The sequence below is a fragment of the Streptomyces sp. NPDC059567 genome, assembly GCF_042735655.1.
In the GTDB taxonomy this organism is placed as follows: domain Bacteria; phylum Actinomycetota; class Actinomycetes; order Streptomycetales; family Streptomycetaceae; genus Streptomyces.
Genome location: NZ_JBHWBS010000004.1, coordinates 77,322 through 93,196, shown reverse-complemented (window position 1 = coordinate 93,196; position 15,875 = coordinate 77,322). Strand labels below are relative to the sequence as shown.

General features: G+C 71.3%; 13 protein-coding genes. 5 read left to right on the top strand and 8 right to left on the bottom strand.

Going from position 1 to position 15,875, the window contains the following annotated elements:
- Positions 1–196: 196 nt before the first annotated feature.
- Positions 197–697 (top strand): hypothetical protein, encoded by a 501-nt coding sequence (locus ACFVZW_RS03740; protein ID WP_329124203.1) that lies wholly within the window; start codon positions 197–199, stop codon positions 695–697.
- A gap of 17 nt (positions 698–714) precedes the next feature.
- Positions 715–1,080 (top strand): RNA-binding S4 domain-containing protein, encoded by a 366-nt coding sequence (locus tag ACFVZW_RS03735; protein ID WP_329124204.1) that lies wholly within the window; start codon positions 715–717, stop codon positions 1,078–1,080.
- Between the two features lie 19 nt (positions 1,081–1,099).
- On the opposite strand, the gene ACFVZW_RS03730 is transcribed toward ACFVZW_RS03735, so the two are convergent.
- From ACFVZW_RS03730 to ACFVZW_RS03720, 3 genes are all read right to left on the bottom strand, one after another.
- Positions 1,100–3,289, bottom strand: coding sequence for a germacradienol/geosmin synthase (locus ACFVZW_RS03730; RefSeq protein ID WP_384516239.1), 2,190 nt, complete (start codon positions 3,287–3,289; stop codon positions 1,100–1,102).
- 158 nt (positions 3,290–3,447) lie between these two features.
- The gene (locus ACFVZW_RS03725) at positions 3,448–5,361 is read right to left on the bottom strand and encodes an N-acetylmuramoyl-L-alanine amidase (RefSeq protein WP_384516237.1); all 1,914 of its coding nucleotides are present in this window, start codon (positions 5,359–5,361) and stop codon (positions 3,448–3,450) included.
- A gap of 329 nt (positions 5,362–5,690) precedes the next feature.
- A complete protein-coding gene (locus tag ACFVZW_RS03720) occupies positions 5,691–6,815 on the bottom strand; it encodes an aminoglycoside phosphotransferase family protein (RefSeq protein ID WP_384516234.1) in 1,125 nt (374 codons plus the stop codon).
- A gap of 234 nt (positions 6,816–7,049) precedes the next feature.
- Between ACFVZW_RS03720 and ACFVZW_RS03715 the strand changes: the two genes are divergently transcribed.
- Positions 7,050–8,546 (top strand): hypothetical protein, encoded by a 1,497-nt coding sequence (locus tag ACFVZW_RS03715; RefSeq protein WP_384516232.1) that lies wholly within the window; start codon positions 7,050–7,052, stop codon positions 8,544–8,546.
- 103 nt (positions 8,547–8,649) lie between these two features.
- Here the strand turns inward: ACFVZW_RS03715 and ACFVZW_RS03710 are convergent, their stop codons facing one another.
- Positions 8,650–10,116, bottom strand: a complete 1,467-nt coding sequence (locus tag ACFVZW_RS03710; RefSeq protein WP_384516229.1) for a PP2C family protein-serine/threonine phosphatase — start codon at positions 10,114–10,116, stop codon at positions 8,650–8,652.
- 198 nt (positions 10,117–10,314) lie between these two features.
- Here ACFVZW_RS03710 and ACFVZW_RS03705 point away from each other — a divergent pair, with 198 nt between their 5' ends.
- Entirely contained in the window at positions 10,315–11,787 is a 1,473-nt protein-coding gene (locus ACFVZW_RS03705) for a hypothetical protein (protein WP_384516226.1), read from the top strand.
- A gap of 40 nt (positions 11,788–11,827) precedes the next feature.
- On the top strand, positions 11,828–12,328 hold the full coding sequence (locus ACFVZW_RS03700) for a GNAT family N-acetyltransferase (RefSeq protein WP_384516223.1): 501 nt from the start codon (positions 11,828–11,830) through the stop codon (positions 12,326–12,328).
- Between the two features lie 4 nt (positions 12,329–12,332).
- Here ACFVZW_RS03700 and ACFVZW_RS03695 read toward each other — a convergent pair whose 3' ends face one another.
- From ACFVZW_RS03695 to ACFVZW_RS03680, 4 genes are all read right to left on the bottom strand, one after another.
- Positions 12,333–12,911, bottom strand: a complete 579-nt coding sequence (locus ACFVZW_RS03695; protein WP_384516221.1) for a YdeI family protein — start codon at positions 12,909–12,911, stop codon at positions 12,333–12,335.
- Between the two features lie 145 nt (positions 12,912–13,056).
- Positions 13,057–14,349, bottom strand: coding sequence for an ATP-binding protein (locus ACFVZW_RS03690; protein ID WP_384516218.1), 1,293 nt, complete (start codon positions 14,347–14,349; stop codon positions 13,057–13,059).
- Positions 14,350–14,538: 189 nt separating this feature from the next.
- Positions 14,539–14,898 carry a DUF805 domain-containing protein gene (locus ACFVZW_RS03685; RefSeq protein ID WP_384516215.1) on the bottom strand — a complete coding sequence of 120 codons (360 nt, stop codon included), beginning with the start codon at positions 14,896–14,898 and terminating at the stop codon, positions 14,539–14,541.
- A 210-nt stretch (positions 14,899–15,108) separates the two neighbouring features.
- Entirely contained in the window at positions 15,109–15,495 is a 387-nt protein-coding gene (locus ACFVZW_RS03680; protein WP_376441242.1) for an SPW repeat protein, read from the bottom strand.
- Positions 15,496–15,875: the final 380 nt, after the last annotated feature.

The window sequence follows — 15,875 nt, the reverse complement described above, 5'->3', positions numbered from 1 at the left end:
TTATCTCTCACACACTGTCACCCTCTTTGTCACTGGGTTTGGTGGGCTCGGTGTGTTTTATACGAGACAGCGTCGGAGCCGTCGGGAGGGTCCGTCGGGGCCCGGCCCCGCAGTCGCGCGTCGGGCCCGCAGACGCCCGGTCACGAGACCCGCCCCGGCGCGTCGCATCGGGGTCCGGGGCACGTACCATGGCCCTATGTCCTTCCTCCGCCGCCGCAGCGCCGCCACACCCGCGGGCCCGGACTTCGACGTCCTGGCCATGGACCCGGGGGACTGGCCCGGCAACCTCGGCGCCGGTCTGCTGCCCGCCCCCGACGGCAGCTGCCAGGGTGTCTTCCTGCGCTACGACCTGTTCGGCGGCCGCGGCCCCGCGATGATCATCGGCAATCTGCCGGAGGGTTCCCCGGCCCGCGAGCTCGCCGACGGCCAGATCCCCTTCGAGGTCGCGCAGCTCCTCGCGGCCCTGGAGAACGACGAGCCGGTGGAGGTCCTCGACACCGAGGACATGCCCGTGATGCAGGGCGACAACCTGCTGATCGTGCGCCGCATCAAGCTCTCCGAGAGCCGGATCTCCTGCGTGCAGTTCGACCGCAGCGACAACGTCCTGGTGACGATCGCCAGTTGGGACCGGCCCATCACCGACGACCTGTACGCGCTCCTCAAGCCGCTGCCCGCCGAGCTCTTCCAGCAGGGCTGACAGAGAGGGCGGGGGCGATGAGCGCACGCGTCGACAGCTGGATCTGGGCGGTCCGTCTCACCAAGACCCGCTCCCAGGCCGCCGCGGCCTGCCGGGCCGGACACGTCAAGGTGAACGGCGAGCGCGCCAAGCCCGCCCAGCCGGTGAAGCCCGGCGACGAGGTGCGGCTCTTCCACGGCGGCAGGGAACGGATCGTCGAGGTCAAGCAGCTCCTGACCAAGCGCGTGGGCCCGCCGGTCGCCGCCGAGGCGTACGTCGACAACAGCCCGCCGCCGCCCCCGCGCGAACACGTGGCCCTCGCCGGCGTCCGCGAGCGCGGCGCCGGCCGCCCCACCAAGCGCGAGCGCCGCGAACTGGACGAGCTGCGCGGCCGCTCCTCCTGAGAGCGGCCCCGCACCGCCGTCACGGACCGGACAGTGCGCCCACCCGCGCCGCGGACGTCCCGAGCCCCGTCGGGCCCATCCGCAGGAGCGTCGTACCACTGCCGGAGCGGAGATCGCCGGCGCCGTAACGGCGTACGCTCCGGTGCCAGTTGAGGATGCCGGCGAGCCAGTCCTCCAACTCCCGTACGTACGCCTCGAAGGCGGCACGACCCTCGGCGTTCAGCCCGAAGTCCTCGTACAGCATGGGCAGTTCGTGCCGCTTCACATGCTCGAACTGGCGCAGACGCCCACGCATCAGGTCGTCGACCATCGACACGGCCGTCGGATAGTCGCAGTCGAAGAACGTCTGCAGCACCAGCACGCCGTTGTGGACCTCGCCCTCGACCTCGATCTCCTTCCGGTACGAGAAGAGGTCGTTGACCAGCGTCGCGTAGTCCGACGCCGAGCTCTCCAGCGTGCGGACCGTTCCCGTACGGTAGATCTCGGGAGGCAGCACGTCGGAGCGGCGCAGCCGGCAGAGCAGCATCGTCAGCTCGGAACCGAACGTCGTACGCCGCATCTCGATGTAGTCCACCGGGTCGGGCACCCGGTGCTGGGCCTGGTTGTGCAGCTCCCACATCCAGCTGTCCAGCATCACATGGAGCGCGGTCCGCAGCTGCTCCCTGGCCTCCCTCGCCATCGGAGCCGTGGTGCGGGCCCACAGATCGGCGAGCGAGCGTTCGATCGGACTGACCGCGGACGCCTTCCCGGCAGCCGGATCGTCCACCGACGTCAGGGACTTGAGACGCTCGGTGCACTCCTTCGCGCCCATCAGGTTGCGGGGCCTGCCGAAGACGAACGGGTAGAAGTCGTCCCCGTACGTGCCCCACGTCAGCCACTCGGTGCTGAGCTCCAGCTCATCCCGGGTCGCGTCCGGGTCGAGGCCCGCCGAGCAGAGCGCGAGGTCGAAGCCCTCCAGCATGGGCCGGTCCCAGATGTCGTCGAGGAGCCCCATCCGCTCCGCCCAGTCCACCGACAGCCGCAGTGCCTCCCGGTGGTGCGGGCTCAGCGACAGCGCGTAGGGCAGGTCGAACTCGGGCAGCAGCGAGGGCCCCGCCTTCTGATGTGGCACATGCGTGAGCGCGCGCAGCCGCGAGGCGGCGGGACGGCCGAAGAGGGTACGGATGTCGAGCGCGGACGTGCCGAGCACCCCGTCGAGCCGCGAAGGCCCGGTGTCCAGGCCCTCGTTCATGTAGCGGCTGGAGCGCAGATGCCACTCGTGCCCGCCGGACTGCCAGTCCTGCAGCCCCTTCGCGTACGCGGCGACGGCCGCGCACTCCTCCGGGCTCAGCCCCTTCTCCAGGCAGAGTCCCGGGACTTCGGTGAGTGCCGTGTTCTCGAACTGCTGCAGCCGTGAGGTCAGCAGATCGTTGACGGCCTCCGCCGCCTCCTGGGCCGTGCATCCGAGGAACTTCTCAAGCACCAGCACGCCATTGCTGTTCTCACCCTCGTCCTCGACCTCCCGCTGGTACGAGAACAGGTCGTTGCGCAGATGTACCGCGTCGGAGAACGCGTCCCGCAGCACACGCAGCGGACGGGAGCGCGCCACCTGTTCAGGGACCTCGGCGCCCGCCGCGTACTCGACGAGCCCGGCCGACCAGGGCGCACCGCCCACCTTGCGGCGCATCTCGATGTACTCGACGGGGTTGGCGATCCGCCCCTCGTTGATGTTGTCGAGCTCCCACAGCGACTCGTACAGCAGCGCCTCGGTGGCCTCCGAGAACCGTGCACGCCAGGCCGGGGACATGGCGGGGACCGTCCGCGTCCACAGATCCGCGAGCCCGGCCTCCACCGGGTTGGCCGGCTGGGGCATCGCCGTCGACGGGTCCATCGGCATGAAGTTCGGCAGCCGGTCCAGATACGCCTTGCCGCCCGCCCGGTCCTGGGTGCGCTTGAAGACCTCCAGGAAGTGGTCGTCGAAGAAGAACACCCAGGTGTACCAGTCGGTCACCAGCGACAGCGCCTCGGCGTCGCAGTCGGGGTGGGTGTACGAGCACAGCAGCGCGTAGTCGTGGGAGTCGAGGTCGTGCTCCTCCCAGATGCCGGAGCCCTCCAGCATCCCCATCGACCTCGCCCACTCCCGGGTGTGCGTGCGGGCGGTCTCCACATGGGGGTTGAGCCGCGCCGGATACGGGACGTAGAAATCCGGCAGGACGAAGGGCTGAGCCATGCGTGCGGGGCCTCTCGGTGAGCGTGGGCGATGTCCGGCCGAGCCTTACCCCGTCCACGTACGGCCCACGCGGCACCCCGAGTTAGTCGTATGAGCGTGAGCGGTGCCGACGCGCCTCCCGCGCGCCGGCACCGCTCACGCCCCGTCGGGCCCTTCGCTCAGGAGCGGGAAACCCGCACGTCGGAGGCCTTGACAAAGGCCACCCGATGGCCGAACTGGATCTCGTAGTACTCCTCCTGGCCCCGGACGACCTTGTGCCCGGTGGTGTCGAACGCCGGCGCGAAGTAGTACTCGCCCGGGGTGCGATCGCCCACCACGTACGACTGGCCCGCGAGCAGCTTGTACGGCAACGGCGACACCGTCTGGACCGGTACACCGGCCGGATACGCCGAAGCCTCCGGATAGGCGCGCCCGTACACCGGGATCTCCGTCGCCCCCGCCTTCGGAGACAGCACAGGACCACGGGAGTTCACCGCCGTCGGACGCTTCCTCGGGTTGTGGAACCACGCCTTCTGACCCAGGTACCAGATGGCCGTCCAGTCGCCGTCGCGCTCCGCCACCGCGTACTGCTGGCCCGTCGAGGCCCGCGCCCCGGTGTCGTTGACCCCGGTCGTCGAGTCCTCGCCGCCCGGCCGCAGACCGATGTCCTTCACCAGCGGGGCATCGGCGCTCGGCCCCGTGTGCAGCCGGACCGCGCCGCTGCCGTGCGGCGCGCATGCCTCTCCCGCCTTCACACACCCGGTGTACACGGGCTGGTGGGCGGTGTACTCGGGCCGGATCGTCACCACGCCCGCGTTCGGGCCCGCGGTCGGCGTGAACGGCCGCCCCAGCAGCCGGAAGTAGTGGGCCCAGTCCCAGTACGGCCCCGGGTCCGTGTGCATCCCGCGGATCGTCGAGGCGACCGTGCCCGGCACGTTGTCATGGCCGAGGACGTGCTGCCGGTCGAGCGGGATGTCGTAGCGCTGCGCCAGATACCGCACCAGGCGCGCGGAGGTCCGGTACATCGCCTCCGTGTACCAGGAGTCCGGGGCCGTCAGGAATCCCTCGTGCTCCAGGCCCACCGACTTGGCGTTCACGAACCAGTTGCCCGCATGCCAGCCGACGTCCTTCAGCGGCAGATGTTGGGCGATGTGCCCGTCGGAGGAGCGCAGCGAGTACTGCCACGACACATAGGTGGGGTCCTGCACCAGCTTGAGGGTGACGTCCCAGGTCGCCTCGGTGTCGTGCACGACGATGTACTCGACCGACTGGGAGGCGGGCCGGTTCGCCTTGTCGTGGTTGCCGTAGTCGCCGTCGCCGAACTCCTCGTACGGCGCCGGGATCCACTCGCATGCCACCGTGCGCGGGCACTCCGTCGGCCCGGTGCTCGGCTTCCGCAGCCCCAGCGACTCCACCTGGCCGGTCGCGGGAGCGACATCCGGGTCGGCCGCGAGCGTGACGACCTGCCCGCTGTCGGTCGTGCGGCGCTCACCGCCGCGGATCACGTCGAACACGTCGTCGGCGTACGTCGACGCGGTCGCGGTGTCGTCGGCGCCGGAGTAGCGCGCCACCGCCCCGTACCAGTCGGCCGGGTCGGAGCTCAGCGGCCGGCCCGACGCCCGCTGAGCGGCGGCGAGCAGCGCGGCACCGCCCTCGATGTTCGCGGCGGTACTGGTCCGCAGCTCCTCCGCCGGGATCCCGGAAAGCTCCGCGGCCCGATCCAGCGTCTTGAGGCGGTCCGGCAGCATGGCCGCCGTCGGCAGCGCTGCCCTCTCCTGCGCTCCGTGGCGCGCCGCGCGGGAGTCGTCGCCCCGCGCGTCCTCCTCGCCGTGCGAGTGGTGCGGGGCCTCGGCCAGTGCGGTCACGGCGTCCGTGAGATGCATCGGACCGTAGCCACCGGTCACACTCGGCGCCCCGCCGTGCGCGTCCCACCGCGACTGGAGGTACGACACCGCGAGCAGCACGCTCGGCGGAACACCCTGGCGCTCGGCGGCGGCGGCGAACTGCCGCTGGAGCGAGCCGGACTCCAGTGGCCCGGCCGTGGCCGGCGGGGCGGCCGAGAGAAATGGGAACAGCAGAGCGGCGGACGCCACGGCGCCCGCCGTTCGGGCGACCCGTCTGTGCGACGCGGAACGGTGCAAGGCAGCCTCCGGATACGTGGGGTGACGAGGGGGCGTGCGGGGCCGAACCCGTACAGGGGTATCGGCTTCCGGACGATCCGTCAATCACCCTCCGCCGCCCGGGATTTCCCATGTCAGGCGGCATGTCGCGGAGTTTCGCGGCGGAGGTGCGCGGGCCTGCGGCGCGTCAGTGGCGTGGACCAATGAGCCACGCGGGAGAGGGGGAGAACGAACACCGCGCGCCCGGTGTGTCGGCACCGGGTGCGCGGTGTATCACCCCCGCGGGATCGGTCGGCGCGGCTTCACCGCGTACCGACCGCGGCGCGCACGGCCCGCCGTGCCATGGCGCAGTCGTCGTGCAGCCGCCGCAGCAGCAGCCGCTGCTCCTCGCCGGGCGAGACCGCGCCGGAGGGAACGGGGACCGAACCGGCGGGCGGTGCCTCCTTGATGGTGCGCTGCACCGCCGTCTCGTACGTACGGATCTCCCGTGTCAGCACGATCATCAGGTTCACCAGGAAGGCGTCCCGGGACGCCGCCCCCGCCTGCTGGGCGAGCTGACTGATCTGGCGCCGTGCCATCGGAGCGTCGGCGAGCACCGCCCACATCGTCGCCAGGTCGTAGCCGGGCAGGTACCACCCCGCGTGCTCCCAGTCCACCAGGACCGGACCCGTGGGGGAGAGCAGGATGTTGGAGAGCAGGGCATCGCCATGACAGAACTGGCCCATGCCCTGGCGTCCACCGGCCTGCGCCAGACCGTGCAGCAGCTTCTGCAGATCGTCCCGGTCCCGGTCGGTGAACAACCCCAGCTCGTGGTAGCGCGCGATCCGCGAACCGTAGTCGAGCGGAGCGTCGAAGGTCCCGGCCGGCGGCCGCCAGGCGTTCAGCCGGGCGATCGCCCCGAGCGCCGCACGCAGATCAGCGCGGGGCGGCGCCTCCACAGGGTGGCGCGTCAGCGCCGCCGCCCGTCCGGGCATCCGCTCGATCACCAGCGTGCAGTTGTCGGGATCCGCGGCGATCAGCCGCGGTGCACGCACCGGCGGGCGGTGTCGGACGAACGAGCGGTAAGCAGCTATTTCGTGCTGGAACCGCTCGACCCACGAGGGGGAGTGGTCCAGTAAACACTTCGCGACCGCGGTGGTCCGTCCGGTCGTCCCGACGATCAGTACGGAACGGCCGCTGCGCCGCAGCACCTGCACCGCGTTGAACTCGGGGCAGATCCGGTGGACGGAGGCGATCGCCATCCGCACCTGGGCCCCCTGGGGGCCGGACAGGTCGATTCTCCCGCTGGGAGCCTGAGCGGCGGGGCCCGCCCAGCGCCTCGCGCGGCCCGCCGGGGGGACGGGGGCGAGATACGGTCCGCTCCCGGCCGGCACGGAACGGTGCTGCGGCCGGGGCGGGGCGGACACGGAGGACGATGCTGTGTACATGGAGGAGACAGATCCCTTCGTGTGCCGACGAGTTGCATGCGTCGCCCCGCCCGACCTCCGGGCCGCACCCTGGGGAATGAGGGCCGGTTGCCGGGGCGGGGTGGCGCGTTCCTACCTGACACCCGGGCGCGGGTGGCGGAACATTGAGCGCACCCTGGCGAACCCTGGCGAATAGTCGCCAGCCCTATGACAGGGGGTTACTGTCAACTCAGCCGAGAACCTGGGGGCTTAGACGTGACCGGACAGACCAACACCCGCCTGGCAGACCTCTTCGGCCTCGCCGGCTGGTCCAAGGGAGAGCTCGCGAGGCTCGTCAACCGGCAGGCGGCGGCCATGGGCCACCCGCAACTGTCGACCGACACCTCACGGGTGAGGCGATGGATCGACATGGGGGAGACCCCGCGCGACCCCGTACCCCGGGTGCTGGCAGCTCTGTTCACCGAGCGACTCGGCCGTGTCGTGACCATCGAGGACCTCGGGTTCGTACGACACGGGCGCGCCGGGAAACGGCAGAACGTCAGGAACAACGACAACCCTGACGGGCTGCCCTGGGCGCCCGAGCGTACGGCAGCGGTCCTCACCGAATTCACGGGAATGGACCTCATGCTCAACCGACGCGGCCTGATGGGCGCGGGCGCCGTGCTCGCCGCCGGCTCCGCACTCACCAGCGCCATGCACGACTGGCTCCACACCGACCCCGCACGCGCCGCCGCGCAGGCCCCCCGCGCCAACGATCCCCTCCACGCCGACCCCGCTGGGTTCGACCGCTACGAGGCCGCCCCCATCGGGTCGGAGGAGATCGAGGCACTGGAGCGCTCGGTGGAGGTGTTCCGCGCCTGGGACGCCTCCCGCGGCGGCGGACTCCAACGCAAGGCGGTCGTAGGCCAGTTGAACGAAGTGGGCGGAATGCTCGCCTACCACCACCCCGACCATCTCCAGCGACGCCTGTGGGGCGTGGCCGCCAACCTGGCGGTCCTCGCCGGGTGGATGTCCCACGACGTCGGCCTCGAACCCACCGCCCAGAAGTACTTCGTCATCGCCGCCCACGCGGCCCGCGAGGGTGGCGACCGGCCACGCGCCGGTGAGGCCCTGTCCCGCGCCGCGCGCCAGATGGTCCACCTCGGACGGCCCGACGACGCCCTCGACCTGATGAAGCTCGCCAAGTCGGGCTCGGGCGAGGAGGTTCTGCCGCGCACCCAGGCGATGCTGCACACCATCGAGGCCTGGGCCCAGGCGTCCATGGGCAAGGGCCAGGCCATGCGCCGCACCCTCGGCGAGGCCGAAGACCTCTTCGTCTCCGACCGCTCGGACGTGCCCCCCCCGAGCTGGATGCAGAACTTCGACGACGCCGACATGCACGGGATGCAGGCCCTCGCCTTCCGCACCCTCGCCGAGCACGACCCCACGGCGGCCGTCCCGGCGCAGCGCCACGCCAAGCTTGCGCTCGAACTGCGCCGCAACGGACACAACCGTTCCAAGCTCTTCGACTACATCTCGCTCGCCTCGGCCTGCTTCATCGCCGACGACCCGGAGCAGGCCGACCGGTACGCCCGGCTCGCCCTGGTCTCCATGGGCGAGACCTCCTCGCACCGCACGTGGGACCGGCTGCGGGAGATGTACCGGCTGACCGGGCAGTACGCCGGCTACGCCAAGATCGAGGACCTGCGCGAGGAGATCGAGCTCGCGCTGCCCAAGCCCGCCGCGAAGCGACCGAGGTCCGGCTCGATCTGAGGCGGACCGGCGCGGCCGGCCCTCGGCGGCATCCGCCATCCCACCCCGTACGTACGAGAAAGGGCACACCGGCTCTGCCGGTATGCCCTCCTGAGCTTCCCTCCTACTGACCGACCCGGACCACCATCACGCAGGCGTCGTCCTCACGCGGTGCCTGGCCGAACTCCTCGACCACGGACCGCACGCAGTCCTGCGCGTCCCGTGCCCCGGCCAGCCGTGGCGCCAGCGCGAGCAGGCGCTGAGTGCCCGTGTCGTCCATACCGCCGCGGCGGGTGAGCCCGTCCGTGTGCAGCATCAGCAGGTCGCCGGGGAGCAGTCGGATCTCCGACTCCTCGTACGCGGCCCCGGCCGTCGCTCCCAGGAGCACACCGTCGGGTCGCTTCAGCGCGCGCCCCGTTCCGTTGCGGAAGAGCAGCGGGGCGGGGTGACCTGCCTGTGCCCAGGAGAGCGTCTGGCTCGCCGGGTCGTAGCGGCAGCACATCGCACTGCCCAGGGCGGGCTGCACCGAGGTATCGAGCAGCTGGTTGAGATGGCCCATCAGGGCTCCGGGGCGAATTCCGGCCACCGCCATCCCGCGCAGCGCGCCGAGGAGCATGGCCATCGAGGAGGTGGCGGAGACACCGTGCCCGGTGAGGTCACCGACCGTCAGGAGCGCGTCCCCGTCGGGGAGCGCGAGCGCGTCGTACCAGTCGCCGCCGATCAGGCCGGTCGTCGCGGCCGGCAGATAGTGGCCCGCGACGTCGAGCGGGGCGCCCGGGCCGCCGTGGGCGAAGCTCAGGGAACCGCGCCACGGAGGCAGGACGGCCTCCTGCAGCTCGACGGCGACCCGCCGTTCGGTGCGCTCGATGTGGCGGCGGCGCTGCAGGCTGTCGCGGGACTCGCGAACCGCCCGCTCGCTGCGGCGCAGTTCGCTGACGTCCCGTAAAACGGCCCACATGGAGGCGGTGCAGCCGTCGGCGTCGAGGACCGGCTCCCCCATCATGTGGAGCGTGCGGACCCGGCCGTCGGTGCGGACGATCCGGAACTCGCCGTCGATCGGCTTTCCGTCGATCAGACAGTCCGTCACCATCGCCTGGAGCACCGACTGGTCCTCGGCGAAGACCATCGAGGGAAGCTCGTCGAGCGACATCGGACCGCTCTCCGGGGTCCGGCCGAAGATCTGGTACAGCTCCTCGGACCAACTGACCTCGTCGGTCAGCAGATTCCACTCGGCGCTGCCGACCCGGCTCAGCAGGGATCCGGTGCGCGCGGGGGCGGGGCCGCCATAGGCGGCGCCGGGGTCCGACGCGGCCTCGACCTCGATCGTGTCGGCACCGGGCACGACGGGGAGCTCGTCCGGGAGACCGGCCTTGAGCTGGCCCAAGTGGGCACCCAGATCGTCCAGTTGGTGCACGGCGAGGTCGCACAGGGCGCGCTGCCAGCGGTTCTTCGGGTCGTCCTCGTCCAGCACCGCGTCCCGGCGCACGGCGTCCACGTCACCGCGCAGACGGCGGGTCTGCGAGATCAACGCGTCCACCGTGCCAGGCTCCGGCGGCTGGGCGGGACGGTCCGCGAACAGATGGGACGGCATGTCGTACTCCGATACAGGCGCGGCGCGGGCGATCTGTGGAACAAGGCCCGGATACGACTGTTGCACAGGCAAGGACAGCCCGTAAGAGATTTGGCAACACTCGATACGGTGGTGCTTCTGGCATATGTCAAAGGCCCACCGATTATCGGCCATCGGGGTGATAACGAGAAGGGGCGGTGGGAAGGTTACGGTGCTGGTGTGGTGAACGACGAGGTGGACACGGTGGGTACGGCGGTGCTGCTGGCGGCGGCGCCGGCGGGGCGGGGACGAGCGGTGGACGCGGCCTCGGTGTTGCCCGCGTTGGCGGCGGTGCCGCCGAGCGCGCTGACCGGCATGCCTGTGGCGACGGTCGTCGAACTGGCCGACCCGCTGGACCCGCAGACCGTACTGACGCGCCTGCGGGCGGCCGCGGCGACGCCGGGGCCGCTGGCCGTCTACCTCGCGGGGCAGCTCCAACTGGACCGGCGCCAGCACCTGCCGCACCTCGCGCTCGCTCGCAGCACGCCCACGACGCTGCGGTACACCGGGCTGCCGTGGCACTGGCTGGCGGCGGAACTCGCGGCGCGGCGGCCGGGGACGACGACGGTGGTGGCGGACCTGGTCGCCGACCCGGAGCTCTGGCAACGCCTGCGCACCGCCCCCGGTCTCCTCTCCCTGGGCCCGGGCCCGCACCTGTACGGCAGGGTCGCCCCGGCCCCGCGCCGCGGTGACCCGGCGACCCCGGAGTACCTCCGCCACTTCGCCACGATCTGGCGCACGGGTGCCCGCCCACCACTACCCCACCTCCACGCGGAGGCGGCGGCCCAGCAGGCCGGGGCGGAGGCGCTGCTTCTGACCCCGCCGGGCGCCGGCGCGCCCGGCGGCCTCCCCCTGCCGGGGAACGGACCGGCGCCGACTTCCACCCCGGGGCCTCAGGTCACCCTCCGTGCCCCGCACGGAGCGCCTGCGCCCCTCCCGGTGCCGGCTTCGTACGGGGCTTCCGCCCCGGTCACGGTGCCTGTTCCGCACGGTGCCCTCGGGCCGGTGCCGAAGTCTGCTCCGCCCGGCGCACCCGTGCCCGTCCCGGCCGCCGAAGTGCCCGTCCCGATGCCCGGCCTTCGAGGGGCGCCCGCGCCGGTCACGGCGCCCGCTCCCGACGCGGCACCCGCGCCGGTGTCCGCTGCTTACAGGGCACCCGTGCCCGTCCCGGTCGGCACGACCGCGGCCGCTCCCACCCGATCCGGGAATCCCCCTGCCCCGCCGGCGCCCGTCCCCGTCGCCGTGCCCGATCCGCACCCCGCCATCCTCGCCGCCGCGCAGGCCGGGCGGCACGGGGAAGCCGTGGCCGTGGCCGTCGCGTGGGAGCAGGAGGCCTTGCGGCGGTACGGACCCCGGTCGCAGCAGGCCGTGCACTGGATGGAGGTGCGGGCCGATCTCGCGCGGCTCGCCGGGGAGCCGGCCCGCAGCTGCGAGTTGTGGATCGCGGCCGCCCAGGCCCGGCTCGGGCTGAGCCAGGAGCCCGGGGAGCCCGATGTCGAGGGCGCCGTCGACCGGGCGCACCACCAGTGGGAGCAGATCGAGGACCCCGCCCGCGCCCGCGAGCTGGGGCCCGCCCTCGTCGCGCTGCGGGAACGCGTCCCGGGCCGCAAGGCCGGCGCCCTGGCCGCCGTACAGCGCCGGATGCGCTCCTGACGCGCCCGAAGGGCCGGGCCGAGCTGAGATGATCGTACGTATGAACACCTCCGCCACCCCGCCCGCCGACGTCGCCCTCGCCACCGAGCGGCTGCTGCTGCGGCCGGTGCGGGCGCGAGACGTCCCGGCCGTCACCCGACTGTGGACCGACCCCGACGTCCGCTTCCACCTCGGCGGTCCCGTCATCGACCAGGTCGTACGGATCCGGCAGCGGCGGATCGTCGGAGCGCCCGGCGCCCACGCGGTCGTCCGGGCCTCCGACGGGACACTGCTCGGCCTCGTCACCGTGGAACCGGCGTCGCGGGACGGGGAGACGGAGGTCTCGTACCAGTTCCTGCCCGAGCACTGGGGGCAGGGCTACGCGCGAGAGGCCGTCGCCGCCGCCGTCGACCGGGCGCTGGAGAGCACCCAGAGCGTCGTCGCGGTGACGCAGGAGGCGAACAACCGGTCGCGGCGGCTCCTGGAGGCCATCGGGATGGTCCACGCGGCCTCCTTCGTGGAGTTCGAGGCCCCCCAGGTGCTCTACCGCCGGACCGCGTGACCGGTCAGGTGACCTTCTCGCCCGCCGCCAGCTTCGCCATCATCCGCTCAAGCCGCTCGCCCCGGTTCTTGGGCGTGCGCGCCTGCCACAGCCGCAGGATCACCATGTACTGATCGGTCTTCCCGAGCTGCTCGTAGAAGGTCCGGGCCTTCTCGTCGGCCGCCAGCGCCGCCGCCAGGTCGTCGGGCACGGTCGCCTCCGCCTGCGAGGGGTACGCGGACTCCCACCGTCCGTCCGCCTGCGCCGCCCGCACCTCCGCGAGCCCCGGCTCGCGCATCCGGCCCGCGGCCACCAGCGCGTCGACCTTGCGGACGTTCACCAGCGACCAGAGGCTGCGCGCCCGGCGCGGGGTGTACTTCTGGAAGTAGTACGCCCCGTCCCCGCCCTTGCGCTGCCCGTCGATCCAGCCGAAGCAGAGCATGCAGTCGAGCACCTCCGGAATGGTCAGCGACTCGCCCCCCTTGCCCTTCTTGGCGATTCTCAGCCAGATCCCGGGGGTGTCGTCATGGTGCTGTTCGAGCCAGGACTCCAGCTCCTCGGTCTTCGTGACGGTCATGAGCTCGAGCCCCTCGTACTGCTCCATGGGACCAGTCCCCCTCTGTTCATCGGTCGTCGCGGAATCCGCTCGTGACCAAGATATTCGGGCCACCGGCGACGTGGTCGGATACCGGCCGAACGCCGGCACCCGACCGGGAGGGACCGCGCACCCCGCGCGAGCGGATACCCCGTCAGAACCGGGCGTGCGTGGTGATGTCCGACTCGAACTGGGTGATCATCTCCGGTGTCACCGTCGGACGGCACTGGCCGATCGCCTTCAGATAGTCCGCCGTACTCGCTCCCGGTATCCGCTCCTCGGCCGCCGCTCGTCCGCCGACGGAGACCAGATCGCGCTCGAAGGAGTTCTGGGCGGCGATCCGGGCGGCGTGCTCGATGTCGGCGGGCGTGAACAGGTCGCTCGCCACCACCAGTTCGTCGATGTCCACGTCCGGCCGGCCGTCGGTGTAGCGCGCCCAGATCGCGGCCCGGGCCGCCTTGTCCGGCGTACCGATCGGGATGAGGTAGTCGAAGCGGCCGGGGCGCAGGAAGGCCGGGTCGAGGGAGCGGATCGAGTTCGTCGCACAGACCAGCAGCCGCTCGTCGCGCTCGCGGAACCCGGGGATCAGCTTGAGCAGTTCGTTCGTGACCCCGTGCATCCCGCCGGGCTGCGCCGGTTCCTGACGGACCGGGGCGATCTCCTCGACCTCGTCGATGAAGACCAGGACCCGCTCCAGCTCCGCGATCCGGGCGAACGCCGCACGCAGCGCCGCCGCCAGGTTGCCCTCGTCCGCGAGCCGGGAGGGCAGGATCTCCACGAACGGCCAGCCGAGCCGGGAGGCGATTCCGCGGGCGAACGTCGTCTTTCCGGTGCCCGGCGGGCCGAACAGGCCCACGGCACGCGGCGGACGCACACCGTGCCGCGCCGCCCGCTCCGGCTCGGCGAGCGGCAGCACGACGCGTCGTTCGATCAGATCCTTCTCGCGCTCCATGCCGGCGACCTTCGCCCACAGGTCCCCGGGCAGCAGCCGGCCGCCGAGGTCGTCGAGGAGGTTGGCTGCGGGCCCGTGCAGCGGCTCGACCTTCTCGAAGTAGGCGACGGCCGGCTGGCGGGTGTAACCCGCGTTGAGAAGTCCCTCGCCGAGCAGGTCCTCCTCGGGCAGCACGTACGCGATCCGGCCGACCCGCGCCGCGACCAGGCGTCGCTCCAGCTCGACCAGGAGGGCACTGGCCAGGCCGCGGCCCCGCCAGGCCGAGGCGATCGCGATCCGCATCACCCAGGCCCGCTCCCCGGCCACACAGGCGAGCGCCGCCCCGATGGGCACGCCCTGGTGGACGGCGACGACCGCCGGCTGGCGGGAGGTCAGGGCGCCGATGCACTCGGCCAGGGAGAAGACGGATTCCTGGCCGAGCTCGGCCGTGGTGTCGATCAGGTGGACCACTGCGGCGAGATCGCTCTCGCGGTAGTCGTGGATGAGCCAGTTCATCGGTACCGCCCCTCGTTCGTTCCATTGCGCGCCGCTTCGGCGAGGCTAGGGGCGGGGGAGGAGGCGGGTCGTGCTCCACCGTGCACAAGGCGCGAGCGGCAAATGCTACGAACCGTCACTGGGCGTACGGCGCCGGGAATGCGCGAAGCCCCCGGAAGGGAGCCTTCCGGGGGCTTCGGGCGGTACTGCTTAGTACGCGGCGACGGCCTTCGGGTTCGGGCCGTAGGCGTTGTCGGTCTGGGCACCCTCGAGCACGGTGAACACGAAGAGGATGATGCCGCCGACGAACGGGACGAGGGCGATGAAGTACCACCAGCCCGAGCGGCCCGTGTCGTGCAGGCGTCGCACCGTGACGGCAAGCGTCGGGAGCAGCACGCCGAGCATGTAGACGGCGGTCAGCGCGGGGTAGACACCCAGGACCGCGTTGTCGATGATCGCGAGGATGACCACCGCGATGACGTTGAACAGCGTGAACATCCAGTATTCCTGGCGTCGCGCGCGACCGCTGAATGTGGCGTACTTCTTGAGAACGTCGAGGTACCAGTTCACTTAGTCCCCCCAAGGACTGGGAATGCGAGCGGGAGCCTGTCCCTGTGGAGCAAGCTTACGCAGAACTTATGTGGCCGAAACGTCGTCGGTCAATTCGTTACCTGGCGCGGGGCGTTGGGGGGTGATGTGTCTGGTTTGCCCAGGGGGACGACAACGGCGCCGCATCCTGATGCAGAGGATGGGACGCCGTTTGGGGAGAGGATCAGAACTTCATCCCGTTTTTCTCGTCTTGCTCATGAGGAGCCCGCCCGCCGTGAGCGCGAAGAGGCAGACGCATGCGCCGGTGATGACGTTGCTCACGATCGCGCCAGTGTCTGCGTTCCGTGCGACCACCCAGGGGGAGATGATCAGCCACACGCCACCTGCCAGGGCGACGAAGTTGAGGTCCGCTGACCGCTCCGGTGCCATCGACATGCAGAGCCCGAGACCGGCGAGAGCGATGCCGACGATCAGGTTGCTGAGGGCGAGGTCCGGGTGGGTTCCCGCGAAGTGGACCGTGTAAGCGGACACGGCGGCCCAGATGCCGGCCAGGATGACCAGTTCCTCGACCGCGGCGACACCACGGGTCTGGAGCATTCGGGAGTAGCGGTCACGCATTTCCGGTGCGTCCGGGTGGCCCCTGATATCACCAGGGCGGTGAGAGACGTCAGACATACGACTCGCCTCCTTCTGGCGTCTTGCACGTCCGACCGTGCTTGCGGCGTGATGCCGCGGTTTCATTGTGCTCTTATCTGGCCTTTATGTGTAGATCTGTCCGATAAGGGATCCGTACAGAAATTGCGTGACGGATTAGCGGGGAACCGCCAAAGAAGGTGACTGTTCAATGAATGGTCGGTGAAAGGCCAAGCTCGAGTGTGTATCGATATACGGCGGCCCTGCCGCTGGTGTCGCGGGCTTTCGCGTGGTTCAGTCCGTGCTGAACGGCGTGTACGGATGCGACGCGGAAGGCGACGGGGGCGGCCCGTCCCGCGGTGGTT

Coding starts and splice junctions, on each gene's coding strand:
- ACFVZW_RS03690 (WP_384516218.1), bottom strand. CDS start 14,349: ATGAACTGGCTCATCCACGACTACCGCGAGAGCGATCTCGCCGCAGTG.
- ACFVZW_RS03740 (WP_329124203.1), top strand. CDS start 197: ATGTCCTTCCTCCGCCGCCGCAGCGCCGCCACACCCGCGGGCCCGGAC.
- ACFVZW_RS03710 (WP_384516229.1), bottom strand. CDS start 10,116: ATGCCGTCCCATCTGTTCGCGGACCGTCCCGCCCAGCCGCCGGAGCCT.
- ACFVZW_RS03720 (WP_384516234.1), bottom strand. CDS start 6,815: ATGTACACAGCATCGTCCTCCGTGTCCGCCCCGCCCCGGCCGCAGCAC.
- ACFVZW_RS03700 (WP_384516223.1), top strand. CDS start 11,828: ATGAACACCTCCGCCACCCCGCCCGCCGACGTCGCCCTCGCCACCGAG.
- ACFVZW_RS03735 (WP_329124204.1), top strand. CDS start 715: ATGAGCGCACGCGTCGACAGCTGGATCTGGGCGGTCCGTCTCACCAAG.
- ACFVZW_RS03695 (WP_384516221.1), bottom strand. CDS start 12,911: ATGGAGCAGTACGAGGGGCTCGAGCTCATGACCGTCACGAAGACCGAG.
- ACFVZW_RS03680 (WP_376441242.1), bottom strand. CDS start 15,495: ATGCGTGACCGCTACTCCCGAATGCTCCAGACCCGTGGTGTCGCCGCG.
- ACFVZW_RS03730 (WP_384516239.1), bottom strand. CDS start 3,289: ATGGCTCAGCCCTTCGTCCTGCCGGATTTCTACGTCCCGTATCCGGCG.